General features: G+C 64.7%; 19 protein-coding genes and 1 riboswitch. Of the genes, 11 read left to right on the forward strand and 8 right to left on the reverse strand.

All coding sequences use genetic code 11. The features are described from left to right. Nucleotides 1–49 precede the first annotated feature (49 nt). Nucleotides 50–922 carry an alpha/beta fold hydrolase gene (locus ACYVHT_RS13355; RefSeq protein ID WP_460552434.1) on the forward strand — a complete coding sequence of 291 codons (873 nt, stop codon included), beginning with the start codon at nucleotides 50–52 and terminating at the stop codon, nucleotides 920–922. Here ACYVHT_RS13355 and ACYVHT_RS13360 read toward each other — a convergent pair. After that, on the reverse strand, nucleotides 906–3,773 hold the full coding sequence (locus tag ACYVHT_RS13360; RefSeq protein ID WP_460552437.1) for a TolB family protein: 2,868 nt from the start codon (nucleotides 3,771–3,773) through the stop codon (nucleotides 906–908). The two genes, ACYVHT_RS13355 and ACYVHT_RS13360, sit on opposite strands and share 17 nt — an antisense overlap. Before the next feature lie 184 nt (nucleotides 3,774–3,957). Here ACYVHT_RS13360 and ACYVHT_RS13365 point away from each other — a divergent pair, with 184 nt between their 5' ends. Further along, complete coding sequence (locus ACYVHT_RS13365) at nucleotides 3,958–4,503, forward strand: YceI family protein (protein ID WP_460552440.1); 546 nt, start codon at nucleotides 3,958–3,960, stop codon at nucleotides 4,501–4,503. Nucleotides 4,504–4,636: 133 nt separating this feature from the next. Continuing rightward, on the forward strand, nucleotides 4,637–5,044 hold the full coding sequence (locus ACYVHT_RS13370) for a hypothetical protein (RefSeq protein ID WP_460552443.1): 408 nt from the start codon (nucleotides 4,637–4,639) through the stop codon (nucleotides 5,042–5,044). Between the two features lie 71 nt (nucleotides 5,045–5,115). Here ACYVHT_RS13370 and ACYVHT_RS13375 read toward each other — a convergent pair whose 3' ends face one another. From ACYVHT_RS13375 to ACYVHT_RS13385, 3 genes are all read right to left on the reverse strand, one after another. After that, nucleotides 5,116–6,120, reverse strand: a complete 1,005-nt coding sequence (locus tag ACYVHT_RS13375) for a fatty acid desaturase family protein (RefSeq protein WP_460552446.1) — start codon at nucleotides 6,118–6,120, stop codon at nucleotides 5,116–5,118. A 97-nt stretch (nucleotides 6,121–6,217) separates the two neighbouring features. Beyond that, complete coding sequence (locus tag ACYVHT_RS13380; RefSeq protein ID WP_460552449.1) at nucleotides 6,218–6,637, reverse strand: hypothetical protein; 420 nt, start codon at nucleotides 6,635–6,637, stop codon at nucleotides 6,218–6,220. Nucleotides 6,638–6,688: 51 nt separating this feature from the next. Continuing rightward, a complete protein-coding gene (locus ACYVHT_RS13385) occupies nucleotides 6,689–7,087 on the reverse strand; it encodes a hypothetical protein (RefSeq protein WP_460552452.1) in 399 nt (132 codons plus the stop codon). Between the two features lie 350 nt (nucleotides 7,088–7,437). Between ACYVHT_RS13385 and msrA the strand changes: the two genes are divergently transcribed. The 5 genes from msrA to ACYVHT_RS13410 all read left to right on the forward strand — a co-directional run bounded on the left by msrA (nucleotide 7,438) and on the right by ACYVHT_RS13410 (nucleotide 14,718). Next, a complete protein-coding gene (gene msrA, locus ACYVHT_RS13390) occupies nucleotides 7,438–8,112 on the forward strand; it encodes a peptide-methionine (S)-S-oxide reductase (RefSeq protein ID WP_460552455.1) in 675 nt (224 codons plus the stop codon). A gap of 147 nt (nucleotides 8,113–8,259) precedes the next feature. Next, entirely contained in the window at nucleotides 8,260–11,337 is a 3,078-nt protein-coding gene (locus tag ACYVHT_RS13395; protein ID WP_460552458.1) for a PAS domain-containing protein, read from the forward strand. Between the two features lie 130 nt (nucleotides 11,338–11,467). Continuing rightward, complete coding sequence (locus ACYVHT_RS13400) at nucleotides 11,468–12,619, forward strand: methionine aminotransferase (RefSeq protein ID WP_460552461.1); 1,152 nt, start codon at nucleotides 11,468–11,470, stop codon at nucleotides 12,617–12,619. 204 nt (nucleotides 12,620–12,823) lie between these two features. Beyond that, nucleotides 12,824–13,906, forward strand: a complete 1,083-nt coding sequence (locus tag ACYVHT_RS13405; protein ID WP_460552464.1) for a tetratricopeptide repeat protein — start codon at nucleotides 12,824–12,826, stop codon at nucleotides 13,904–13,906. Nucleotides 13,907–13,935: 29 nt separating this feature from the next. Further along, nucleotides 13,936–14,718, forward strand: coding sequence for a nitrilase family protein (locus tag ACYVHT_RS13410; RefSeq protein WP_460552467.1), 783 nt, complete (start codon nucleotides 13,936–13,938; stop codon nucleotides 14,716–14,718). 242 nt (nucleotides 14,719–14,960) lie between these two features. On the opposite strand, the gene ACYVHT_RS13415 is transcribed toward ACYVHT_RS13410, so the two are convergent. Beyond that, nucleotides 14,961–17,279: a T9SS type A sorting domain-containing protein gene (locus ACYVHT_RS13415; protein ID WP_460552470.1), complete on the reverse strand. Its 2,319-nt coding sequence runs from the start codon at nucleotides 17,277–17,279 to the stop codon at nucleotides 14,961–14,963. Between the two features lie 102 nt (nucleotides 17,280–17,381). On the opposite strand from ACYVHT_RS13415, the gene ACYVHT_RS13420 reads away from it, so the two are divergent. Then, nucleotides 17,382–18,686, forward strand: coding sequence for a UDP-N-acetylmuramoyl-tripeptide--D-alanyl-D-alanine ligase (locus ACYVHT_RS13420; RefSeq protein WP_460552473.1), 1,305 nt, complete (start codon nucleotides 17,382–17,384; stop codon nucleotides 18,684–18,686). Between the two features lie 108 nt (nucleotides 18,687–18,794). Here ACYVHT_RS13420 and rfbC read toward each other — a convergent pair whose 3' ends face one another. Next, the gene (rfbC, locus tag ACYVHT_RS13425; RefSeq protein ID WP_460552476.1) at nucleotides 18,795–19,385 is read right to left on the reverse strand and encodes a dTDP-4-dehydrorhamnose 3,5-epimerase family protein; all 591 of its coding nucleotides are present in this window, start codon (nucleotides 19,383–19,385) and stop codon (nucleotides 18,795–18,797) included. A 103-nt stretch (nucleotides 19,386–19,488) separates the two neighbouring features. Further along, nucleotides 19,489–19,712: riboswitch (cobalamin riboswitch) on the forward strand. Nucleotides 19,713–19,859: 147 nt separating this feature from the next. Between rfbC and ACYVHT_RS13430 the strand changes: the two genes are divergently transcribed. Next, the gene (locus tag ACYVHT_RS13430) at nucleotides 19,860–20,249 is read left to right on the forward strand and encodes an acyl-CoA thioesterase (protein ID WP_460552479.1); all 390 of its coding nucleotides are present in this window, start codon (nucleotides 19,860–19,862) and stop codon (nucleotides 20,247–20,249) included. A 61-nt stretch (nucleotides 20,250–20,310) separates the two neighbouring features. Here ACYVHT_RS13430 and ACYVHT_RS13435 read toward each other — a convergent pair whose 3' ends face one another. Together ACYVHT_RS13435 and ACYVHT_RS13440 are read right to left on the reverse strand one after the other, a co-directional pair. Then, the gene (locus tag ACYVHT_RS13435; RefSeq protein ID WP_460552482.1) at nucleotides 20,311–21,501 is read right to left on the reverse strand and encodes a putative sulfate/molybdate transporter; all 1,191 of its coding nucleotides are present in this window, start codon (nucleotides 21,499–21,501) and stop codon (nucleotides 20,311–20,313) included. Between the two features lie 54 nt (nucleotides 21,502–21,555). Beyond that, nucleotides 21,556–22,893: a cation:dicarboxylase symporter family transporter gene (locus ACYVHT_RS13440; RefSeq protein WP_460552485.1), complete on the reverse strand. Its 1,338-nt coding sequence runs from the start codon at nucleotides 22,891–22,893 to the stop codon at nucleotides 21,556–21,558. Between the two features lie 198 nt (nucleotides 22,894–23,091). Here ACYVHT_RS13440 and fdhD point away from each other — a divergent pair, with 198 nt between their 5' ends. Beyond that, nucleotides 23,092–23,991 carry a formate dehydrogenase accessory sulfurtransferase FdhD gene (gene fdhD, locus ACYVHT_RS13445; protein ID WP_460552488.1) on the forward strand — a complete coding sequence of 300 codons (900 nt, stop codon included), beginning with the start codon at nucleotides 23,092–23,094 and terminating at the stop codon, nucleotides 23,989–23,991. Nucleotides 23,992–24,051 lie beyond the last annotated feature (60 nt).

Raw genomic sequence — 24,051 nt, forward strand, 5'->3', positions numbered from 1 at the left:
AAGCCTTTGTCCTTTTTTCTTTTTCCCCGTTCCTTCCAACGCTACCCGTATGAAAATCACGTCATCTTTCGATGCGCTTACGCGCAGCAATGTTCACCAAAGCGGTGAGGGCAGCCAGGCCATGGTGCTGCTGCACGGCCTGGGCGGCCACCAGGGCATGTGGCAGCCGCTGCTGCCAGCGCTGGAAAAGCGCTACCGGGTGGTGCGGCTCGATTTGGTGGGCTGCGGCGACTCGGATGCGACGGCCTACAGCACCGAGCGGCACGGCACGCTGACCGGCCACGTGCAGGACCTGCTTGGCGTGCTGCGGGCCCTGAACCTGCACAATGTGGTGTTCATGGGCCATTCCGTGGGAGCCATTATTGGGATGCTGGCGGCCATTGAGGAGCCCAACCGCTTTGCCAGCATGGTGCTGATTGCGCCCTCGCCCCGCTTTCTCAATAGCCACGACTACCACGGCGGCTACGAGCGCGGCGATGTGGAAGAGCTGCTGAATGCCATGGAAGCCGATTTTATGGGCTGGACCGACGCGTTTGTGCCCGCCGTGGTGGGCGTGGCCGACCGCCCCGACCTGCTCATGAACTTCACCAACAGCTTTGTGCGCGCCAACCCCACGGTGGTGCGCCACCTGACCCGCGTAGTGTTTATGGCCGATGTGCGCGACGATTTGCCGCGCCTCACCACGCCCACGCTCATCATTCAGGCGGCCCACGATGCCATTACGCCGCTGGCCGTGGGCCAGTACCTCCACGACAACCTGATGGATAGCTGCATTGCCATCATCGACACCCTCGGCCACTGCCCCCACCTCACGGCCCCCGAGCAAACCCTGGCTGCGGTCGATAAATTTCTGAGTTTCCAGCACGCGCAAAACGGCTCCCGCACCCAGCGGCGGGGTCTGTCGCTCAAAGCCGCAGGCTGAACGCCAGCGGCTCTACCACCCAGGCCTCCACTGCGCCCCGGTACACCACCCGCACCCCGGCCTCGATGGGCGTGCGCAGGCGCAGCACGTTGAACAGGGCCAGCGCGTCCACGCCCACGTTGCGGTAAGCCAGCGGCACGGTGCGGCCGTAGAACTCGCTGGCGGCTACGTCGGCAAACACGTCGGCGCGCAGGCGCTGCACGTAGAGCAGCCGGCCCACAGCCCAGTGGGTGTAGGCCAGCGGCAGGTTGTAGTCGAGGCTGGCCACCCCAAGGCGGTCGAAACTGGTGTAGCCTTCGCCGCGCGGAAACGAAATGGCGGGCGCAAACCGGTACTGCGCCTGGTCCTGCCACTGGTAGCCGGCGCGCACCCGCACGGCGTGGTGTCGCCACAGCCCGGGCAACAATACGCTGCCCTGCGCCGCCAGCTGCCGCGCCAGCAGCCCGGTGCCGAAGGGCGTGGTGCGCCACGTTCCCAGAAAGGTGTAGCCCAGCGTGGGCGCGATGCCTCGCGCCGGGGCCTTGCGCTGCTTCACGTAGCTGAGGGTGGTTTGCAGGGCATTTATGGGCCGGTCAGGGCCGGTTTCGGTGATGCGGCGGGCGGGCAGGTCGTAGTTGTACACCTGCTCGTGCAGGAAGTAGGTGCCCAGCGAAAGCGCTTCCAGAAACCGGGAATGCGTGAGGTTGAGCGGCAGGCGCAGGCCGGCCGTGAAGCGGGCGTACTGCCACTGGTCGCGGTAGGTTTTGCCCTGGTAAATGATGGCGGCATCGCGCCCGCCGTAGGTCACGTCGGCATCCAGCACCGGGAACCGGCCCTGGTAGCTGAAGGCCCCGGTGCCGCTGAAGGTACGCTCCACCTGGTCGTAGCCCAGGCCGGCAAATACCTGCGTCGTATTCAGATAATCCTGGGAGCGCAGGCCCACGCTCACGGCGTTGCCGCTGGGGCTTTGCACCACGCCGTAGCTGAACAGGTTGAAGGCATGTTTCAGGGGCGAATAGCGCCGCACGCCGTAGCGCAGGGCCGAATCGGGGGGCGTGGCCAGCAGGCGCGCCACCCGCTGGCCGGCCGGCTCCCGGGCCGTGAGGGCATCGGCGTAGGGACCGGGAACATCGGCCGTGGCCGTGGGCACGGGCACCCAGGCGGTGGTGTCGAGCGGCATCTCGACCACCCGTGCCCCGGTGGCACGGTAATCGTGGAAAGCCAGCGTGCGGCCATCCGGCGACACAGCCGCGTGGTACGCCCCAAACGGCCGGGCCGTGAGGCGGTAGCTCTGTCCGGTGCGGGCGCTCACGGCATACAGATTGTCGATGCCGTTTTGCGAAGAATTGTAGAGCACGAAATCGCGCCAGGGCTGCGGATTGGCCAAGTTGACATTGGCCACCGGCAGCAGGGACCTGGCCGCGCCGGCAGCGGGGTCCACCATGAGCATGGTTTTGCCGGCGGCGCTCAGCGTCACGGCTACCAGGTGGCGGCCGTCGGGGTGCCAGCGGGGCTGGAGGTAGAGGTCGTTGTGCGGGTTGGGCAGAACCTGGATTTCGGCCCCGGTCCGGGCATCAAGAATCACCAGCGCATGGTGGTAATTGGCATCTTCCCGCACGGCCACCAGCCGCTGCCCGTCGGGCGAGAGGGCCGCGGCCGAGTAGCGCTGCCCTCGCCCAATGCGCGTGAGCCGGCCGGTAGTCAGGTCCAGTACCTTCAGCTCGGAGGCAATGCGCTGGCCCCAGCGGGCGTGCTGCTGAAATTCCGGCCACACGGCCTTGCCGCCGCCCACCGACAGCATCTCGGGCATGTTGAGCTGGCCCGGCGTGAGGATTTTTCGCTCGGCCCCGTGCCGGCTCAGCAGCACGAAGCTGGGGATGACGGCCAGACCGGTTTTCAGGGCCAGCACCGTGCTGTCGTTCACGTACTGCGGGTATTGGTATTGGGTAAAGATATTTTTCACGCCCGCCTGCCGCAGCTCGCGCACCGGCGTGGTGGCGGGCTGCCCGCGCTGCTGCACCCACCACAGCGAGTCGATTTCGGCCATGCTGCGCGCATACAGCTGTTCCACCCGCAGGCCGGTGGTGCGCCGGATGCCGTTGGAAAACGAGAACGGGTAGAAGGGAAAGCGGTAGTAGTTGTCCAGCACCCGTGCCCACACGTCGGGGCCGTAATGCGCTTTCAGGTACGAGGTCATGAAGTAGCCCAGCACGTACCAGTCGGGCACGTTGTCGCGCAGCGAGCCATTCACGGCCTTCTGGTAGCCGTAGGTGAGGCCGCTGTGCAGGTTGGCCCGCAGGCCCACGTTGAAGCTGGGGATGCGCCCGCGGCCGCTGCGCGTGAGGGCGGTTTCGGTGCCCACGGCATCGCCCTCGAAGAACCACTGCGGCACGCCCACGGCCGCCACGCCCAGGCCGCCGTCGCCCAGCAGCGGGCTCAGCACGCGGCCGATGCCCTGCCGGGCCTTCTCGAATTGCCCGACGTGCCGAAACTCGTGCACCGCCAGGCCATCGAGCCAGTCCACGGTGCCCAACCCGAAGCCCTGCTGCGGCGTGGTGAAAAATTCGGCGTGGCGCGGCAAAAACGTCACAAAGCCGTTGCTGATGGTGGTCTGGTTCTGCAGCACCACCGCAATGGGGCGCGGGCTCACGCCCAGCGTGGCCACATCGGGGCCGTGGAGCTGCTCGAGCCGGGCGGCCGTGCGCTGCGCGGCCGTGTCGATTCCGCCCGCGTACAGCACCCGGAAATGCGGCGTGCGTACCTCGCGCCAGCGCAGGCCGGGCGGATTCTGGGAAAGGATGGGCAGGCTCTGGGCGCGGGCCGGAACAGTAGCAAGCAGGCCCAGCAGCCCCGGCAGCAACAAACAACGCATGAGTAGCAGCTTTTGCGAAAAATATGCGCCATAAAGAACGGATGCTGCGCGCACTTTGCGGGACTTCTGAACTTTTTGGAAACGGTGGCGTTAGGACACAAAAAAATAATTCATGTAGTTACATCAAATGTAGCAACATTGATTATCTTTGTATCCTCAATTCACCTTTTCAACTCCCAACGCCATGTCTGAAACCACCGCCACCGCCACCAAATGGACGCTTGACCCCACGCACTCCGAAGTGCAGTTCAAAATCAAGCACCTGGTTATTTCCACCGTCACTGGCTCGTTCAAATCCTTCGAGGGTTCGATGCAGTCGGACGGCAACACGTTTGAGAATGCTCAGGTTGAGTTTTCGCTCAACGTTGACAGCATCGACACCAACCAGGAGCAGCGCGACGGCCACCTGAAGAGCGAGGAGTTTTTTGACGCTGCCAAGTTCCCGACCATCAAGTTCGAGTCGACTTCGTTTGTGAAAGACGGCGACGGCTACAAAGTGACCGGCAACCTCACGATGAAAGACGTGACCAAGCCCGTGACCCTGGAAGCCGAGTACGGCGGCACGGCCGTTGACTTCTACGGCAACACCAAGGCCGGTTTCGAAGTGACCGGCAAAATCAACCGCAAAGAGTTCGGCCTCACCTGGGGCGGCATCACCGAGGCCGGCGCCATTGTGCTCGGCGACGATGTGAAGCTGATTGCCAACGTGCAGTTTGCCAAGCAGGCGTAATTGCTGGCGGCCAAGCCCTGAGACGGGCCGCTCCGGTTGGAGCGGCCCGTTTTTTTATGTCCGTGCAACGCGGCACGGCAGCCGGCGGTCAGGGGTATGATTTCCATTAATCCACCTTTTCCGCCCGTTTGCTATGTTGCGCATCACGTCTCCTTTCTGCCTGGCCGCGCTGTTGGCCGGCTCGCTCCTGGGTTGCAAAAAAGACTGCCCGCCCTACCCTTCCTGCTACAGCGGCACGGTAGTGGCCACCACCTGCATGCTGGGCGTGCTGGTTGATGTTGACCCGGCGTATCCCATTGGCGCACGGGCCGTTTCGGTGTACGGCGGCCGGTTTCTGGGCAGCAACGTGGTGGCCGTGGCCAACTCCGCCAGTCTGGGCCGCCTGAACCAGCCGGGCCAGCGCCTGCACTTTACCTACACCAACGCCTCGGCGGGGACCGGCATGGCATGCCTGGCGGCCGATGGCACCACAACCCCCGTTCCGTTCGTGACGCTCGGCAACATCTCGACGGTGTCCTGCGATTCCGTTCGCCGCAATTAAGCGCCCGTCTGGTTTCTGCGCACAAAAAAGGCGGCCCGTCGGGGCCGCCTTTTTTGTGCGCTCGCCGGGGCTTATGCCGACAGCAATTCCTTATCCGGCACGCTTTGGTCCTTCAGCGTGGCGGTGCCGCGCTCCCGGCGCGTGATGCGCGAGTAGAGGCTGATTTCCTGGTCGAACAGAAATTTAAAGAACAGCTTGGTGTAGCTGGTGTGGGCCAGCAGCGGCTCGTAGAACTCGGGCGCAATGGCCTTGATTTTGGGCAGGTTGTTCCACGGAATGCTGGGCATGTCGTGGTGCTCGTTGTGGAAGCCCACGTTCAGGTTGATGCCGTTGAGGCGGCCGTAGTAGGAATAGGTTTCCTGCTCGGGGCTGAGGGTGAGGTAGTGCTCCTGAATCCAGCGGGCGCCCAGCGGGTGCAGGCCCACCGAGAACCAGAAGCTCAGGAACAGGTACAGCAGCGCCGTCCAGCCAAAGAAGTAAACGATGGCCACATCGAAGGCTACCTGAGCAATGATATTGGCGGCTACGTAGCGGTCGATGGTTGCCACCTCGCGGCAGCGCGCCGTGCGAATCACTTGGAACACCGGGAAGAAAAACAGCCAGATGGCCTTGCCAATGCTGTAGTTATGAATCAGCTTGGCCTCGTACCAGTCGGGCAGGTCGGCGTCCAGCTCGTGCACGCCCTGAAAGACGTGGTGCTTGATGTGGAAATTCTTGAAGCTGATGGCCGTGGGAAACACCGACGGGAAATTGGCCAGAATGCCGGTGGCCACGTTTTGCCACAGCTTCTTGAACACCAGGTTGTGAGCGGCCTCGTGAATGACCACAAACAGCGTGTGCGAGAAAAACGCGCCCACCAGGTAGGCCACCGGAATGGTCCAGTACCAGGCCTGGTTGCGCAGGAAGTAGGCCAGGGCCACCTGGGCCGCCACGCAGCCCAAGCCGATGAGGAAGGTAGCGGGGTTGCGGGTCATCAGCTGCTTCACCTCGGGGTGGGCCTTGATGATTTGGCGGGTGCGGATGCGGTGCGGCTCGGGTGCGGTGGCAACCGTGAACGCAGAGGGAGCTTGGGCCATAAAGAAGCGAAAAGCGGGCGCAGCAATTGGTAGCGCGCCTGGGCTTTCAGACAAAAATACGGCAAATTGGTTCAGCTTGCGTGCGGCCAGCGTCGGGTCAGGGCAGGCTGTTGAGCCAGGCTTCGGCCTCGGCTAGCTGGTCAAACATCTTAATCTCGAACTGGTCGCTGATGCGCAGGTGCAGGTCCTGCATCGACATCTGGCCGAACACGCCGGGGGCGAGCACCTGCGCAAAATAGCGCAGGCCGGCCTGCATGATGCGCGGCGTCCAGACCTCGGCAATCCACTGGTTGGCCTCGGTGAAGCGGCCTATCAGCTCGCGGTGGTCGTTCAGCAGCTTGGGGCAGGGCTCCTGCTTCAGCATGTCGATGTAGGCCAGCCCGCCGGCCCGGATGGTTTCCAGGGTCTGGATTCCAGTCCATTGGGCATGAATCCAGCCGTTGGCGCGGTCGCGGGTGGCCGTGAGGAAGATGTGGCCGTCGGGGCGGCGAAACGTGAGGATGTCGGCAGTTTTCACGAAGCTTGAGCAACAGGCGAAGCGGTATTTACCGGCCCACGGGCCGCAAGGTTACATCTGCCGGAGCCAGGCGGTAGCGGTGGCCACGTCGTCGAAAGTAGCCACCACGGGCGGGGTGCCGGTGAACTGCAGCGTGAGGTCGGTGGAAAGGCGGCTGTAGGTATTGGGCGAATACACCCAGGCGAAGTAGCGCAGCCCGGCCGCCGTCATGGCCGGAAACCAGTCCTTGCCGGCCCATTCGGCGGCCTCGCTCCACATATTGGTCACGCCGGTGTTGTCGTTCAGCACTTTGTGGCACTGCTGCTGCCGGAGCAGCCGCAGGATTTCGGCCCCGCCGCGCTGCACGCTGGCCAGGTTTTGGTCGCCGCGCCAGTCGGCTACCAGCCATTCATTCAGGTGGTCGTAACTGATAATAATATGGGAATCTTCGAGTAAAGTTTGTAGGGACATAGCAATGACAAGAGCAGTGGCCCTACTACGGCAAATACGCAAGAAGGATGTTATCCACTACACAATCCCTTCATATTCCTTTGTTTTTCACTGAAAAAATGGCTGCATTCGATGCCTTCCGGCACCAGTAATCGTTATAAATACGTAGACTCAGCTTTCCCGCCTCTGTGCCGGCAGCCACCTGCGTGGGAGCGCACCCAGCCGCCGCCAGCCGGCGCAAGCCGGGAGCAGCCGGCTTTCGTATAGCTTCCGGCAGCGCGGGGCGGCCAACCGCTGTAAGGTGGGCCGCGGGCGGGCGTCTATCGTTGTGTACCGGCCGGCTACGGCCTTTCTCCGTCTTTCTTTTTCCCATGAAAAACCGATTGAAATCCCTGGCTGGCCTGAGCGTGCTGGCCTTCACGTTTGCCTGCGGCACCCAGCAGCCGGCCGATGCCCAGAACCCGCCCCGCTCCACGGCCGGCTTTGCTCCCGCCAACCTCACCGGCCTGGCCGAGGCCACGTTTGCCGGCGGCTGCTTCTGGGCGCAGGAGGAGGCGTTTGAGCAGCTGAAAGGCGTGAAGCAGGTGGTGAGCGGCTACGCCGGCGGCACCAAGGCCAACCCGACCTACGAGGAGGTGGCCGGCCAGAACACCGGCCATACCGAAACCGTGCAGATTTACTACGACCCCAAAGTCATCAGCTACCAGACGCTGGCCGACATTTTCTTCACCGCCTCGCACGACCCCACGCAGCTCAACCGCCAGGGGCCCGACACAGGGCCGGAATACCGCTCGGCCGCGTTTTACCGCACGCCGGAGGAAAAGAAGATTCTGGAGGCCACCATCGCCAAAGTCAACGCTTCGAAGGAATACGACGGCAAGATTGTGACGCAGGTGGTGCCGTTTCAGAAGTTCTGGCCGGCGGAGGCCTACCACCAGGGCTACTACCGCCTGCACCCCGAAAATCCGTACATCGCCCACGTGTCGGCCCACAAGGTGGAGCACGTGCAGAAACTGTTTCCGAAGGAGCTGAAGAATCCGCTGTAGGGCGGGCTTCAGCCGGGCGCAAAAAGCCCCGGGCCTGCGTCAGGTCCGGGGCTTTTTGCGCCCGGCCTTACCCACGGCGTGGCGGGAACCTATCTTTGAAAACGAAAAAGCAGCCGGCCGGTCGCTTTGCGTTCGAATGCTCCGATTATGCTCCCCTCTGCCCCGCCCGTTCTGGACTTCGAACTGATTTTCTCGCTATTGCCCGTGCCGCACGGCGTGCTCACGCCCGACGGCACGGTGCTGCAGCTGAACCAGGCCCTGGCAGCTTTGCTGCCCGCCGATGTGCCGGGTCCGGCGCTGATTGGCCAGCCCCTGCCAACGCTGCTGGCCGCACTGGCGCGTACCGGGTCGGTGGTGGCCCCGGCGCCGGCCTGGGCGGCGGGCCTGGCCACCGCCCAGGCCGGTGCCACGCAGCGGCTGATGCCCACGCTGGACGAAGCCGGCGGCCCGGCGCTGCGCTACTGGCAGGCCACGCTCCAGTCTGTGCCGGCCACCGGCGCTCAGTACGTGCTGCTGCGAATGCTCGACGTGACGGCGGAGCTGCGCAGCCAGCAGACCCTGGCCCAGGAGCGCCAGCAGTTCCGGCTGATGGCCGAAAGCCTGCCTTCCATCACCTTTATCAGCGACCAGCACGGGCGGGTGCTCTACCTCAGCCCGCAGTGGTATGCCTATACCGGCACCCATTTGACGGCCGACCTGGCCGAGGTGTGGATGGACTGCCTGCACCCGGACGATAATGCCCGCATTGCCGGGGAGTATGCGGCGGCCCTGGCTGCCGGGGCCCCGTGGCGCTACGAGCTGCGGCTACGCCGGCACGATGGCCAATACCGGTGGTTTGTGAGCCAGGGCGTGCCCGAGCCGCTGGTCGATGCCGAGGCGGCCGGCCGGCCCCGCCAGTGGTTTTGCTCTGATTTTGAGATTCATGAGCTACGCGAGGCCCGGCAGCGCCTCGAAGCCAAAGACCGGCAGCTCAGCCAGATTCTGAGCCAGAGCCCGGCCCTCATTGCCACCCTCGAAGGCCCGGACCACCGGTTCACCTTCACCAATCCGAACTATGATGCGCTGGTGGGCCACCGCGCCCGGCTGGGCCACCGCGCGGCCGAGTGCCTGCCGGAGCTGGAGGAACAGGGGTTTATCAGCCTGCTCGATGAGGTGTACCGCACGGGCCGGCCCTTCATTGGCACCGACACCCCGATTGTGTTTCAGGACTCGGCCCCGGGGCCCGGCCGGCTGGCTTACCTGGACTTTACCTACCAGGCCCTGCGCAACGAGCAGGGCCAGACCACCGGCATTCTGGCCTTCATCGTGGACGTGACCAAGCGTGTGCTGGCCCGCCGCGAGGCCGAGGACCTGGCTGCCGAAGTAACCCGCCGCGACGAGGAGCTGGCCCGCAGCCGCGCCGACTTTGCCACCCTGGCCGATAACATGGCCCAGCTGGCCTGGATGGCCGACGACACGGGCTATATTTTCTGGTATAACCAGCAGTGGTACCACTACACCGGCTCGGACCTGGCCACCATGCGGGGCGATGGCTGGCGGGCCGTGCACGACCCCGCCCGGCTGGCGGGCGTGGCCGAGCGCTACCTGGCCAGCATTCGGAGCGGCGAGCCCTGGGAAGACACGTTTCCGCTGCGGCGGCACGATGGCGAGTACCGCTGGTTTCTGAGCCGGGCGCGCCCCATTCGCGACGAAGCAACCGGAGCCGTGCGCTGGTTTGGCACCAATACCGACGTGACCGAGTTGCGCCGCCTGCAGGACCAGCTCCGCGACAGCGAGGAGGAGCAGCGCATTCAGGTCGAGAGCATTCCGCAGCAGGTATGGACGGCCCGGCCCGATGGCACGGTGGATTTTTACAACCACCGCACGGCGGCCTACCTGGGCGTGGCCATGGACCAGAACGGGGCCGCGCACTGGCTCAGCTTTGTGCACCCGGACGACCAGCGCCACATGCAGGAGCGCTGGGAGCACGCCATTGCCACCCAGCGCTACTACGAGGCCGAGTTCCGCCTGCGCCGCTACGACGGGCAGTACCGCTGGTTTCTGGGCCAGGCCCAGGCCCGCCGCGCGCCCGGCGGCCAGCTCCTGAAGTGGTACGGCACCAACACCGACGTGCACCAGCTGCGCGTGCTGCAGGAGCAGGTGCTGGCCAGCCAGGCCCGCTTCAAGCAGCTGCTCGAAACCCTGCCCCAGATGGCCTGGACGGCCCGGCCCGACGGCCGCCTCAACTACTACAACCAGCGCTGGTACGACTTCACGGGCGGCACCTTTGCCGAGCTGCAGGACTGGGGCTGGGAGCACTTCATCCACCCCGACGACCTGGCGCTCGCCAACGCCCGCTGGCACCACAGCCTGGCCACTGGCGAGTCGCTCGAAACCGAGCACCGCTGGCGCAACCGCCAGGGCCACTACCGCTGGTTTCTGACCCGCGCCGAAGCCCTGCACGACAGTAGCGGCGCGGTGGTGCTGTGGGTGGGGGCCAATACCGACATTCACGACTTTAAGCAGGCGCAGCAGCAGCTGGAGGAGAAAAACGCCCGCTTGGTCCGCACCAACGAAGACCTCGACAACTTCATCTACACCGCCAGCCACGACCTCAAGCAGCCCATCAACAACATGGCCGGCATTTTTGAGGAGCTGACCCGTACGGCCTATTTCCGCGACCCCGATGCCGTCAAGCTCATCGATTATTTTGAGCGCGCCCTGGCCCGGATTTATGCCACCATCGACGACCTGAGCGCCATTGTGCAGGTGCAGCGCCAGCAGCAGGAGCTGCCCGCCGAAACGGTGGCGCTGGCCCCGCTGGTGGCCGAAGTCATTGCCAGCCTGCAAGACCAGGTGGCGCTGTCCCACGCCGTGTTCGAGCTGGACGTTGCCACCTGCCCGGCCGTGACGTTTGTGCGCCCCAACCTGCAGAGCGTGTTTTTCAACCTCATCAGCAACTCCATCAAGTACGCCGCGCCGGGCCGGCCGCCGCGCATCCGCCTCAGCGCCAGCCCCGATGCCGTGACCGGCCGCCCCGTGCTGACCGTGGAAGACAACGGCCTGGGCATCGACTTGGAGCGGTTCGGGCCGCAGCTGTTTCAGCTGTTCCGGCGCTTCCACGCCCACGTCGAGGGCACGGGCATGGGCCTGTACCTGGTCAATCGCATTGTGCAGAACCACGGTGGCCGCCTGGACGTGAGCAGTGCCGTGGATGCAGGCACCACGTTTCGGATTTATTTGTAGGTTTCCGGCCCCGCTCCTGCGCTTATTTGCCGTGCTGAAGCTAGCCGAGGGCCTTCTCCTGCATGGATGAGGTTTCTGGCGGCGCGCTCAGCACCACAGAACCGTTTCGCCGCCCTATTTCCATCACCCCGTGCTCCACTCCAAGCTTCCCGATGTTGGCGTCAGCATCTTTACCCAAATGACCCTGCTGGCCCAGGAAACCGGGGCCATCAACCTCGCCCAGGGCTTTCCCGACTACGACCCGCCGCAGGAGCTGCTCGAAGCCCTGGCCCGCCACGCCCGCACGCCCGGCCACCACCAGTACGCGCCCATGCCCGGCCTGCCGCGCCTGCGGGCCGCCATTGCCGCCCAGGTAGCCCGCCTGCAGGCCGATGCCCCCGCGCCCGACCCGGCCACCGAAATCACCATCACGGCCGGGGCCACCGAGGCGCTGTATGCCGTGCTGGCCGCCGTGGTGCGCCCCGGCGATGAGGTGCTGGTGTTTGAGCCCGCGTACGACCTCTACGGGCCGGCCATCCGGCTGCAGGGCGGCGTGCCGCGCTACGTGCGCCTGCCCGCGCCGCACTTCCGGCCCGACTGGGATGCCGTGCGCCGGGTGCTCACGGCCCGCACCCGCCTGGTGATGGTGAACACGCCCCACAACCCCAGCGGGGCCGTTTTCACGGCCAACGACTGGCACGAGCTGGCCCGCCTGCTCGAGGGGACCGATGCCCTGGTGCTGAGCGATGAAGTGTACGAGCACCTGGTGTTCGACGGCGCTCCGCGCATGAGCGCGCGCCAGCACCCGGCCCTGCGCGAGCGCAGCTTCGTGCTCTCGTCGTTTGGCAAAACCTACCACGCCACCGGCTGGAAAGTGGGCTACTGCATTGCGCCGCCCGCCCTCACCACCGAGGTGCGCCGGGTGCACCAGTTCCTCACCTTCGCCGTGAGCACGCCCACCCAGCACGCCTTGGCCGATGCCCTGGAAGCCGACCCGGCCGATGCCCACGCCCGGGGCCTGGCCCCGTTTTACCAGGCGAAGCGCGACCAGTTTCGGCGCCTGCTGGCCGGCGCGGGCTGGGAGCTGCTGCCCGTGCCCGGCGGCTACTTCCAGCTGGCCCGCTACGACGCCTTCTCGCCCGCCAGCGACGTGGCATTTGCCGAGTTTCTGGCCCGCGAAAAGGGCGTGGCCGTGGTGCCGGTATCGGCCTTTTACCACGATGGCTTTGATGATGGGCTGATTCGGTTTTGCTTCGCGAAGGAAGCCGCCACGCTGGATGCGGCGGCGCAACGGCTGCGGTAGGCCAAGATTTCCAAAGCCTCGTGCAAGACATTGTGTGCATAACGCCGCAGCGAAGCATCTTTCCCGTGCAGTGCAATGCTGGAAGCGGCAACTGCCGGGCCAGCGTCAGGCTGGTCGAATGTTGACTTTCTGACAGGCCTCAGCTCAAAACGGGTGCCTGAGGCCGCTTCGCGGTACTTTGCCCTCCTCATATTCCTTTCCATTATGTCGAAACGCTTACGCTTTGCCGGCCTTGCGCTGGCCCTCAGCACCAGCCTGGCCTCCCTTGGCCAAACAGCCAAGCAAGATGCTGAAACCAAAGGCCTGAATGCCATCCGCCTCATGGACGAAGGCAAGCTCGATGAAGCCATCGGCCTGCTCCAGGAGGCGCATAAGCTCGACCCGGCCCGCTCGGCTTACCCCTACGAACTCGGCCTGGCGTACTATCAGCAGAAGAAATACGCCCAGGCGCTGGAGATGCTCGAACCCCTGATAAAGCTCTCCGATGCCAGCGACCGCACGTTTGAACTGCTGGGCAATGCCTATGATAGCAACGGCAATTCTCCGCAAGCCATTGAGGTTTATGAAGCCGGTATGCGCAAATTTCCGACTTCGGGGCGGCTGCCGCTGGAGTTGGGCATCGTGTACATGGGGCGGAAGGATTTCGACAAAGCCATCGGCTATTTCGAGCGTGGTATTCGGATAGCGCCAGAGTTTTCCTCTAATTATTACTGGGCTTCCAAGCTCTTCTGCAATTCGTCGGAAGAAGTGTGGGGCATGATTTACGGCGAACTGTTCATCAACCTGGAACCCAACAGCCAGCGCACCTTTGAAATCAGCAAGCTGCTGTACGACACCTACAAAAGCGAGATTAAATTTGCCGGCGCCGATACTGTAGAAGTGAGCTTTAGCAAGAGCAACGTCATTGTGCCGGTGAAGGGCCAAAAGCTGAAGCTGCCATATGGCGGCATGGTCTATGAGCCGGTGATGCTGATGTCAGTAATCGGCGAGAAAGGCGTGGACCTGAACGCTCTGGACCGCATTCGGACCAACTTTGTGGAAAACTATTACCGCCTGCCGGCAAGCAAGAACATTCCCAATGTGATGTTTGACTATCAGCGCCAAATCAAACAGGCGGGCCACCTCGAAGCCTACAACCACTGGCTGCTGCTGGCCGGCGACGAGGCAGGCTTTTCGCAGTGGGAAAAAGATAACCCGGAGAAGTGGAAAGCTTTCCTGCAGTGGTTCAAGAATAATCAGCTGAAGCTTGATGCCAGGCACCAGTTTTACCGGGCGCAATACGAATAAAAGGCTCCGCCTGGTATTTTAATTTCTTTATGTCCGACCTCACCGTTTCCTTCGTTCAAACCGCACTGCACTGGCACGATGCCGCCGCTAACCGCGCCGCCATTGGCCGGCAGCTGGCCGGCCTCACCCGGCCCACCGACCTCATTGTGCTGCCCGAGATGTTCACCACCGGCTTCAGCATGGATGCCGCCGGCCAGGCCGAGCCCATGAGCGGCCCCACCGTGGCCTGGCTCCGCGAGCAGGCCGCCGCCCACGATGCCGTGGTGACCGGCAGCGTTATCATTGAGGAAAACGGGGCGTATTTCAACCGCCTGCTGTGGGTGCGGCCCGATGGCAGCCTGCGCCACTACGACAAGCGCCACCTCTTCACGCTGGCCGGCGAGCAGCACACCTACACGCCCGGCCAGGCCCGCCTAGTGGAGGACTGGCGCGGCTGGCGCATCTGCCCGCTGGTGTGCTACGACCTGCGCTTCCCCGTGTGGAGCCGCAACCAGCCGATTGAGCCCTACGACCTGCTGCTGTACGTGGCCAACTGGCCCGCCGTGCGCCGCACCGCCTGGATGACGCTGCTCCGCGCCCGCGCCATCGAGAACGTGGCCTGCGCCCTGGGCGTGAACCGCATCGGGCAGGATGCCCTCAGCCACGACTACTCCGGCGACTCGGCCCTGCTGGATGCCAAGGGCAATTACCTGGTAGAAGCGCACTCGGAAGCGGGCATTTTCACCCAGACCCTGAAGCGCGATGAGCTGGATGAATTCCGCACCCGCTTCACCGCGCTGAACGACGGCGACGCGTTTGAGCTGCGCGGCTAGCTGTCATTGCAAGCGGAGCGCGGCAACCAAAGGTCAACGTAGCTCATCCGTCGTCCCAATGCGACTAGCTCAGGGTTGTGACAAAGCCTTTCTACCACAGAAAGCCCCGACTCTATCCAGAGCCGGGGCTTTTCACATTGTTCAGGCAGGTCGCATCAAGAGGCCGGATGAGCTACGCTGGCCTCGGTTGCCTGCGTTTTGCTGCGTTTCGCTGCGCTCCGCTCGCGATGACAGGCGGCCTTTTACTGCACGGCCAGGCGCTGCACGGCGGCGGCGCCATCGGGGCCGGTGGCGCGCACCAGGTACACGCCGGGGGCCAGGCCGGTGAGGCGCAAGGCGTGGCGGCGCTGGGCCGTGGCATCGGTCAGCACCACGCGGCCGGTGAGGTCGAACACGGTGAGGCGGGTGGGCGTGGCGGTTTCGACCGTGGCTGAGGCCGTGGCGGGGTTCGGGTACACGCTCAGGGCCAGGGCGCGGGCAGCTTCGGTGTGCGTGGCCGTGGCGGTGCCCCGGTTGCGGGTGCTGTAGCTGATGATGCCGCCCGACTCGGTGCCGACGAAGAGCTCGGGGGCGCCGTCGCCGTTCACATCGGCAGCGGCCAGGCCGTAGTGGGCGTAGGCATCCTTGCCCAGGCGGTTGGTTTCGTACTGGCTGCTGACGGGGTTGTAGAGCACGTCGTTGCGTTCCGAAAACAGGCTGCCCATCGCCCGGTAGTTGGAATAGTAGCGCAGAATGCCGGCATCGTCGGCCACCAGCAAGTCGGGAAAGCCGTCGCCGTCGAAGTCGGCCACCGTGGGGCTCAGGTTGACGGGGCGCTGGCCGGCGGCATCGCGAATCTGGCCAAAGTCATTGTTCACCAGCACGAAAGCGCTGTCGAGCGGCCCCCGGCCCCGGTTGCGGAAGTAGCGCAGCGCCATGCCCGGCTCGCGCTGCTCGTTGGTGCCGATGAGCAAATCCACGAAACCGTCGTTGTCCACATCGGTGAAGCAGGGCATGCTGCCCCGTTCGTAGGGCAGCACCCCCGAGGTAATGGTGGGGTTGGGATAGGTAGCGCCCACGGGTCCCTGGCGCTTGAAATCAACGGCATTCACTGCGTCGAACGCCACGGGCCGGCCAGCGGCAGCCGTGTTCAGAATGTAGTACAGCACGTTGGTGCCCCGGTCCCACACGCTGTAGGCCAAGTCGAGGGCATTGTCGCGGTTCAGGTCCACCAGCACCGGCTTGATGCCCAGCAGCGCCTGGGTGGCAAGGCCCAGGTAGTCGCTGTTCATCAGCTTGAAAATGGGCCGGGTGCGGGTGCCCACGTTGCGGTAATACGTGAGCGTGGCCCGGTACGCACCGTTCACACGGTCGGCCTGGTTGCCGATGAGCATGTCCATCAACCCATCGCCGTCGATGTCGCCGAAGGTGGGCGCGGCACCTTCGCTCACGTCAATCATGTCGTTTTGCAGAAAGCCGGCGGCCTGGTAGGCATACGCCGGCGCACCGCTGGCGGCGCTGTTCGTAAACAGCTGAATCTGATGGCTCATGCTCACCATATCGGCCAGGTTGTTCACCATGTTGGGGGCCACCACCAGGTCAGGGCGGCCATCAAAGTTGGCATCGATGGAATAGCCGGCCGGAAAAACCGGCACCGATACCGGCGTGGCAGCCGAGGGGAAACTGGCGGAAACGCCGCCCTGCGTGAGCACCGGTGCCGTGGTGGTGCCCTGGTTGAGCAGGCGCGTCAGCTCCGGGCAGTTGTCGCGGCCGTCGAGCATGTCCTGGTCGCCGTCGCCATCCAGGTCCACCATCAGAATGCTGTGGCCGCCCGTGTGGGTGGGCTTGGCCGTGAAGCACTGCTGGCCGTTGAACATATACCCCGCGCAGCCCGAGCAGGCCTCAATGCCGCCCCAGTTGCTGGTGGTCATCGTGAAGGTGAGGGCCCCGCCGCAGGTGCCGGGGCTGGTGTTGATGTACTGCTCGATGTAGGACGCGCTGATGAAATCGTAGGTCATGATATCGAGCTTGCCGTCGCCGTTCACGTCCTGAATGGCGGGCAGGTTGTAGCCGCCAATGGTCAGGTTGGCCGTGCCCGAGAAGTTACCGGAAAAGCGAATCTGGTTGGTGGCCAGCGTGAAGCTGGGCCGGCCATTGACCAGCGTATTCCGAAAAACCCGGATTTCGCCGCCGTTGATGTAGGTGAAGATGTCGGCGCGGCCGTCGCAGTCGTAGTCGCGCAGCAGCACCCAGCTTTGCAGGTCGGTCGGAAAAGCACTTTCGTATTCCGGGGCGTACTGCCAGCGGCGGCCGTTGGCAGCTCCCGCAGCCGCCACGCTCAGAAACGTGTAGCAGCGGCTGGTTTCGTGGTCGAAGGCAAACAGGTCCTGCTGCCCGTCGCCATTCAGGTCGATGTGGCTGAACTGGGGGGTGTTGAGGCCACCGGCCCAGGCATTGCGCAGGGTGTCGGTGCCGTGCACCACTTTGGCCACGGGCTGGTATTGAAACCCGAAGGTGCCCTGGGCACTGGCGGCGAGAGAAAACGCCAGCAGTGCCAGCAACAACGCGTAAGAACGAAGCATAGGAAGGTGATGAGGTGGAAAGTTGAAATAGACCGTTGGCGCGAACTACAAAAATCGCGCCCACCTTTGCACCAAGTTACATCCGGTAAGCCTTTTCCGTTCATGCCCACGCCGCTTTACTCCCACTACCTGGCCGCCGGCGGCCAGGTCAGCACCGATTCGCGCCAGCCGCAGCCCGGCACGCTGTTTTTCGCCCTCAACGGCCCCAACTTCCGGGGTGCGGCCTTTGCGGCTGCCGCGCTGGAAAAAGGGGCGGCCCACGCCGTGGTCGACGATGTGGTGCTGGCCGCCTCCGACCCCGGCCGCTACACCTACGCCCCCGACCCGCTGCGCGCCCTTCAGGAGCTGGCCCGCCAGCACCGCCAGCAGTTCCGCATCCCGGTGCTGGCCATCACGGGCTCCAACGGCAAAACCACAACCAAAGAGCTGCTCACGGCCGTGCTGGCCCAGCAATTTCAGGTGCTGGCCACCATCGGCAACCTCAACAACCACATTGGGGTGCCGCTCACGCTGCTGCGCCTGCGGGCCGGCGAGCACAACTTTGCCGTGATTGAGATGGGCGCCAACCACCGGGGCGAAATCGCGGCGCTGTGCGAAATCGCGCAGCCTACCCACGGCCTCATCACCAACATCGGCAAGGCCCACCTCGAAGGCTTTGGCGGGGCCGAGGGCGTGGCCCTGGGCAAGGGCGAGCTGTTCGATTTCCTGACGCGCACCGGCGGCACGGCCTTCGTCAACACGCTCGATGCCCGCCTGCCGTCGCTGGCGGCACAGGTGCCCGTGCGCGTCAGCTACCCCAATTTAGTCGATACCTACCCCGCCACCCTGCTGGCCGCCGACCCCGCCGTGGCCCTGCGCCTGGCCGATGGCACCGACGTGGCCGCCCAGCTCACCGGCGACTACAACTTCCCCAACCTGGCCGCCGCCGCCGCCGTGGGCCTGCATTTCGGCATTCCGGCCCACAAAGTGGCCACCGCCCTGGCCAGCTACAACCCCCAAAACAACCGCTCGCAGCTGGTGCGCACCGCCGTCGGCAACGAGCTGGTGCTCGATGCTTACAACGCCAACCCCAGCAGCATGGCCGCCGCGCTGCGCAGCTTCGCGGCCCGGCCGGTATCGCCGGGCCACACCAAGCTGGCTATTCTGGGCGACATGTTTGAGCTGGGCGACGACAGCCCGGCCGAGCACCGCCTCCTGGGCCAGTTGCTGGCCGAGCTGCGCTTGCCGCAGGTGCTGCTCATTGGGCCGGAAATGGCCGGCGCAGCCGCGCAGGCTGCCACGGCCCGGCACTTTGCCACCAAAGCCGAAGCGGCCGACTGGCTGCGCCAACACCCCACGACGGGCCGGCAGGTTCTGGTGAAAGGCAGCCGCGGCATGGCCCTGGAAACCCTGGTGGAGCTGCTCTGATTTCAGTCGGCAGCTGTCCATCAACCGTTAGCCGCCGTTCAGCAGGTCCGCAAGAACCTGGTCGAACGGCGGCTAACGGTTGATGGACAGCTGCTAAATGCTGTCTGCCTAAAACGGGCTCACAAAATCCCTGAAGCCGGGCAGCTCATTGTCTTTGCCCGATACCAGCGGAGCTACTTCGGTGCCCCAGCTGATGCCCAGGTCGGCATCGTCCCAGCGCAGGCCGCCTTCGGTGGCGGGGGCGTAGTAGTCGGAGCACTTGTAGAGGAAAATCGTGTTGTCTTCCAGCGCCATGAAGCCGTGGGCAAAGCCGACGGGGATGTAGAGCATGTTGCCCCGCTCGGCTGTGAGCTCTACCAGGACGTGCTGGCCGTAGGTGGGCGAGGCCTGCCGCAAATCGACGGCCACGTCGAGGGCACGGCCCTGGCCTACACGCACCAGCTTGGCCTGGGCGTGGGGCGGGCGCTGGAAATGCAGCCCGCGCAGCACGCCTTTTTTGGAGTTCGACTGGTTGTCCTGCACCCACGGGGCGTCGGCCCCGGCCTGGGCCATGAGGCGGGCGCTGAAGGTTTCGAAAAACACGCCCCGGTCGTCGCCAAATATGCGGGGGACAAACTCAATCAGGCCCTCTATGGGGAATGTCTTTACTTCCATCACCACAAAGTAAAGACGCAGCGGCGCAGCCCGCTTGGTTTGCATCGAAAAAATTGCCCCGCGCACCGGCTGGCGCGGCCCGGCGGGCTGCTTCTGCCGGTGCGCGGGTTCGGGCGCGTACCTTTGCGGCGTTGGTTCTCGGTTTGATTTCCTTCAATCAGCGGACGGTTTTCGGCCGGGGCCCAGGCGCCGGCGGAAATTAAAAGGGAATCGGGTGCAACTCCCGAACAGACGCGCTACTGTGAGTTTCCCGGCCCCCACGGGCCGGAGCCGGTGGCCCCATCAGTGCCCATTGGCCCGCCGAAACCGGGCCGAGAAGGGCGGGGCCCATCCGAAACAAGTCAGGAGACCTGCCGGCCGCCGAGTGATGCTGCCCTCGCGCTTTGGGGCTGGCATCGGCGGTGCCGTACCGCCGCGCCCGGGGCGCGGCCGGGGTGGCGTGCGGCCGGTGGTCAGTTTATCGCAACAAGGGCTGAGATGCAAGCGGAGGCCGTTTTTCTCCTTTTTTCCCCGTTGCCCATGCTCCTTGCCGACCGCATTGCCCGCGCCGAAACGCGCATCTTCAAAGCCGTTTTCCCCAACACCACCAACCACTACGACACCCTGTTTGGCGGCACCACGCTGCTGCTCATGGACGAGGTGGCCTTCATTGCCGCCACCCGGTTTTCGCGCCTGAAAATGGTGACGGTTTCTTCCGAGCGGGTCGATTTCACGCACCCCATTCCCGGCGGCTCGCTGGTGGAGCTGGTGGCCAACATCGAGTACGTGGGCCGCACCAGCCTGAAAGTGCGCGTCGAGCTGTTCGTGGAGCAGATGTACTCCGAAGAGCGCCACAAGGCCGTCACCGGCCTGTTCACCTTCGTGGCCGTGGACGAGCACAAGCAGCCCGTGCCGATTCTGAGCGTGTAGCCCCTTGTAGCACCTGCTTCAGCCTGTGCATCGTGAGGGCGGGCACAGGCTGAAGCAGGTGCTACAAGCTCTTGCCCAGCCCCACCCAGCCGCGTTGCATGGCGTAGTAGATGGCCGTGCCCACCACCAGCCCCACCAGGTAGCCATACGGCAGCCCGGCGCAGAGCAGGCCCACCAGCAGCGCCACCAGCAGGTCACTCCGCTGGCCGCTGATGTCGCGCAGCAGCGTGGCCAGCGACAGGGCCTCGAACAGCAGCAGCACGCCCAGCACCGGCAGCGGAAAAATCTGCACCACGTCGGCAAAGCCCTGGCTGAAGAACAGCCCCATCACCAGGAAAATGCTGCCGTAGATGACCACCGAGCCGCCCGTGCGCGCCCCAAACGCATAGTGCCCCACCATGCCGCCCGAGCCGTGGCACACCGGAAAGCCCCCGAAAAACGGGTTCACCAGATTCATCAGCGCGTAGGTGAAGCTGATTTTGCGGATGGTGAGCGGCGGGCGCTCAGGGAATAAATCGTGCGCCACCTGCTTGGTGGCCAGGATGGAATTGCCGAGCGAAAGTGGAATCTGGGGCAGGGCCAGCAGCACCGCGCCGGTGAGAATATCGGCCGTTTGGGGCAGGTACCAGGCGGGCAGGTGCAGGCCCACCGCCTTTTGGGCCGTGGCAAAATCGAGCTTAAAAAGCAGCGCATACGCCGCCCCCAGGGCAATGACGATGAGCGCCGCCGGCCAGCGCCGGTTGCCAAACAGCACCACCGTGACCGTGAAGGCCGCCGCCGCCAGCGCGTAGCCGGCCGCGCCATCGGCGCCCACGTATTTGGTGAGGGCCAGCGTGGCCAGCTGCAGGGCCAGCCCAAACTGAATGCCGCGCACCACGGCCTTGGGCACCAGCCGCGCCAGCGCATCAATCAGCCCGGTTATCGACAGGAAAAACATGCTGATGCCAATGGCCAGCCCGCCGCCGAAAATGACCCGGCCGGGAATTTTCTGGGCAATGACCAGCGCCGCGAATGCCTTGAGCGGCTGCACGGGCATGGGCATGCGGTACCACAGCCCGGTGAACACCTGCATCAGCCCGAACAGAATCAGGACGCTCGCGCTGTCGACGCGCGAGGCGGCGATGACGCCGATGAGCAGCGGCAAATCGGTGCCGAGGTCGCCGAACGCGCCAGCCACCTCGTTGCGGTCGAAGCGGATGGGCGGGCGCGTGGGGGCAGGCGGCGTGGGCTGAGTTTGGGTGAGGGTGTTCATTGGGTGTAAGTTCAGGAAGCCGCGCCACCTAGCTGCCGGTGCCGGCTGGTGCGGCTATCGTTCTGATGACAACCGGTCGGACGGCTGCGCCGTCGGACCGGGGCTGGCGGCTTCCTCGGCTACTTCGCCCAGGTACTCGCCGCTGGTGAGGCCCTTGCGGCGGCGCAGGCGCAGCGGCGGCAGGCGCTTGCCCAGCGCTTCTACGGCCGTTTCGTGGTCGAGGGCGTCTTCGGTGTGGGCCAGGAAAATGGTGGCCACGCCGTTGCCGATAAAGTTGGTGATGGAGCGGGCTTCGCTCATAAACCTATCCACGCCCAGCAGCAGCGCCAGGCCCTCCACCGGAATCACCTTCATGGCCGTGAGCGTGCTGGCCAGCACCACAAAGCCGCTGCCCGCTACCCCGGCCGCGCCCTTCGAGGTCACCATCAGGATGCCCATCATGGTCAGAATCTGGCCCGCCGATAAATCGACGTGAAACACCTGGGCCAGAAAAAGGGTCGAGAGCGAGAGGTAAATCGTGGTGCCGTCGAGATTGAAGGAGTAGCCCGTGGGCACCACCAGCCCCACCACCGGCTGGGCGCAGCCCATGCCTTCCAGCTTTTCCATAAGGCCCGGCAGGCCGGCTTCGGACGAGGACGTGCCCAGCACAATCAGCAGCTCGGCCTTGATGTACTTGAGAAACGACCACATGCCAATGCCGCAGTAGCGCAGAATGGCCCCCAGCACCAGGAAAACGAACATGCCCATGGTCAGATAAACCGTGGCCATGAGCTTGCCCAGCGGCAGCAGCGTGGCAATGCCGTACTTACCAATGGTGAAGGCCATGCCGCCAAACGCGCCGATGGGCGCCAGCAGCATCACCAGGTGCAGCCCGCGAAACACGTATTTCGAACACTCCTTCAGGAAATGGATGATGGGCTTGCGGCCGGCATACTTGCTCAGCACAATGCCCAGCACAATGGCCACGATGAGCACCTGCAAGGTCAGGTTATCGGCCAGGAAGTGGCCCCACGAGAACTCCGTGGCTTTTTTGGTGTACTCGCCCACCTTCCCGGTATCGAGCCGGCCCGTGCTCACGCCCGCGCCCGGCCGCACCAGCGCCGCCACGCCCACCCCAATGAGCAGCGCCAGCGTGGTCACGATTTCGAAGTACAGCAAGGCCTTGCCGCCGATGCGCCCCACTTTCTTCAAATCGCCCATCGTACTGATGCCCAGCGTGATGGTGAGAAAGATAATGGGGTTGATAAACAGCTTCACCACCTCGATGAACTTCTCGCCCAGCGGCTTCATCGCCACCGCCGTAGCGGGCCGGAAGTGGCCCAGCAGCGCCCCGGCCACAATGGCCAGCAGCACCCAAAGCGTAAGGTTGCGGGTGAGATTGCGAAGTTTCATAGGCGGCGGGCAGGGGCAGGATTGGGCCACAAGAACGGCACACGAAAAAGAACGTCATGCAGCGCGCAGCGAAGCATCTTGCCCACCGCTACTAATCCTTTTCATTTGACGATTGGTTTACTGACTGCGGGCAAGATGCTTCGCTGCGCGCTGCATGACGTTCTACTTTTCTACCTCACCAAAGCATCCTGCCCACCCATGGACCCCGCCATTCTGCTTCCCGCCGCCAGCTACGCATTCGCCACCATCGAAAAAGTGAGCGGCAGCGGCCCGCCCGTGCCCGCCTCCGACCAGCTGGCCGCCGAGGAGCCGCTGGAAATCCGCGTGGGCTACGAAGCCCAGGGCCAGCGCCTGCACCGCACCTTGTCGGTGACCATGCGCACGCCCGGCCACGACGAGGAGCTGGCCGCCGGCTTCCTGCTCACCGAAGGCCTCATCCACCGCAAAGCCGACCTGCTGGGCGTCATTCCCTGCCCCGACGTGCAGAAGGCCGAAGAAGCCGGCAACGTGGTGCGCGCCGAGCTGGCGGCGCATGTTAATGTCGATTTCGCAGCCCTGGAGCGGCATTTCTACACCAGCTCCAGCTGCGGCGTGTGCGGCAAAACCAGCATCGACGCCGTGCGAACCGCCAGCTGCCCGGTGCTGCCCGCCGCCGGGCCGCAGCTGCGCTACGAAACGGTGCACCAGCTGCCCGCAAAGCTGCGCGCCGCTCAGGCCGGCTTCGAGCAGACGGGCGGGCAGCACGCGTCGGCGCTGTTTTCGCCGGCGGGCGAGCTGCTGCTGCTGCGCGAAGACGTGGGCCGGCACAATGCCCTGGACAAGGTGATTGGGGCCGCGCTGCTGGCCGGGTGGCTGCCGCTGCACCAGCACCTGCTGCTGGTGAGCGGCCGGGTCAGCTTCGAGCTGGTGCAGAAGGCGGCGGCGGCCGGCATCGGCGTGCTGGCGGCCGTGGGCGCACCGAGCAGCCTCGCCATTCAGGCGGCCGAGAGCTTCGGCATGACGGTGCTGGGCTTCGTGCGCGACGAGCGGTTCAACATCTACAGCCACGGCTGGCGGCTACAGGCGGAGGTTACCGCCGAGGGCGCGGAGGCACGCTGAGTCGCGCCGCAACAGCTTTGCGAACCTCCGCGAAAACCTCTGCGTCCTCGGCGGTAACTG

Source organism: Hymenobacter daeguensis (genome assembly GCF_054780555.1).

Coding starts and splice junctions, on each gene's coding strand:
- ACYVHT_RS13355 (WP_460552434.1), top strand. CDS start 50: ATGAAAATCACGTCATCTTTCGATGCGCTTACGCGCAGCAATGTTCAC.
- ACYVHT_RS13360 (WP_460552437.1), bottom strand. CDS start 3,773: ATGCGTTGTTTGTTGCTGCCGGGGCTGCTGGGCCTGCTTGCTACTGTT.
- ACYVHT_RS13365 (WP_460552440.1), top strand. CDS start 3,958: ATGTCTGAAACCACCGCCACCGCCACCAAATGGACGCTTGACCCCACG.
- ACYVHT_RS13370 (WP_460552443.1), top strand. CDS start 4,637: ATGTTGCGCATCACGTCTCCTTTCTGCCTGGCCGCGCTGTTGGCCGGC.
- ACYVHT_RS13375 (WP_460552446.1), bottom strand. CDS start 6,120: ATGGCCCAAGCTCCCTCTGCGTTCACGGTTGCCACCGCACCCGAGCCG.
- ACYVHT_RS13385 (WP_460552452.1), bottom strand. CDS start 7,087: ATGTCCCTACAAACTTTACTCGAAGATTCCCATATTATTATCAGTTAC.
- msrA (WP_460552455.1), top strand. CDS start 7,438: ATGAAAAACCGATTGAAATCCCTGGCTGGCCTGAGCGTGCTGGCCTTC.
- ACYVHT_RS13395 (WP_460552458.1), top strand. CDS start 8,260: ATGCTCCCCTCTGCCCCGCCCGTTCTGGACTTCGAACTGATTTTCTCG.
- ACYVHT_RS13405 (WP_460552464.1), top strand. CDS start 12,824: ATGTCGAAACGCTTACGCTTTGCCGGCCTTGCGCTGGCCCTCAGCACC.
- ACYVHT_RS13410 (WP_460552467.1), top strand. CDS start 13,936: ATGTCCGACCTCACCGTTTCCTTCGTTCAAACCGCACTGCACTGGCAC.
- ACYVHT_RS13415 (WP_460552470.1), bottom strand. CDS start 17,279: ATGCTTCGTTCTTACGCGTTGTTGCTGGCACTGCTGGCGTTTTCTCTC.
- ACYVHT_RS13420 (WP_460552473.1), top strand. CDS start 17,382: ATGCCCACGCCGCTTTACTCCCACTACCTGGCCGCCGGCGGCCAGGTC.
- rfbC (WP_460552476.1), bottom strand. CDS start 19,385: ATGCAAACCAAGCGGGCTGCGCCGCTGCGTCTTTACTTTGTGGTGATG.
- ACYVHT_RS13430 (WP_460552479.1), top strand. CDS start 19,860: ATGCTCCTTGCCGACCGCATTGCCCGCGCCGAAACGCGCATCTTCAAA.
- ACYVHT_RS13435 (WP_460552482.1), bottom strand. CDS start 21,501: ATGAACACCCTCACCCAAACTCAGCCCACGCCGCCTGCCCCCACGCGC.
- ACYVHT_RS13440 (WP_460552485.1), bottom strand. CDS start 22,893: ATGAAACTTCGCAATCTCACCCGCAACCTTACGCTTTGGGTGCTGCTG.
- fdhD (WP_460552488.1), top strand. CDS start 23,092: ATGGACCCCGCCATTCTGCTTCCCGCCGCCAGCTACGCATTCGCCACC.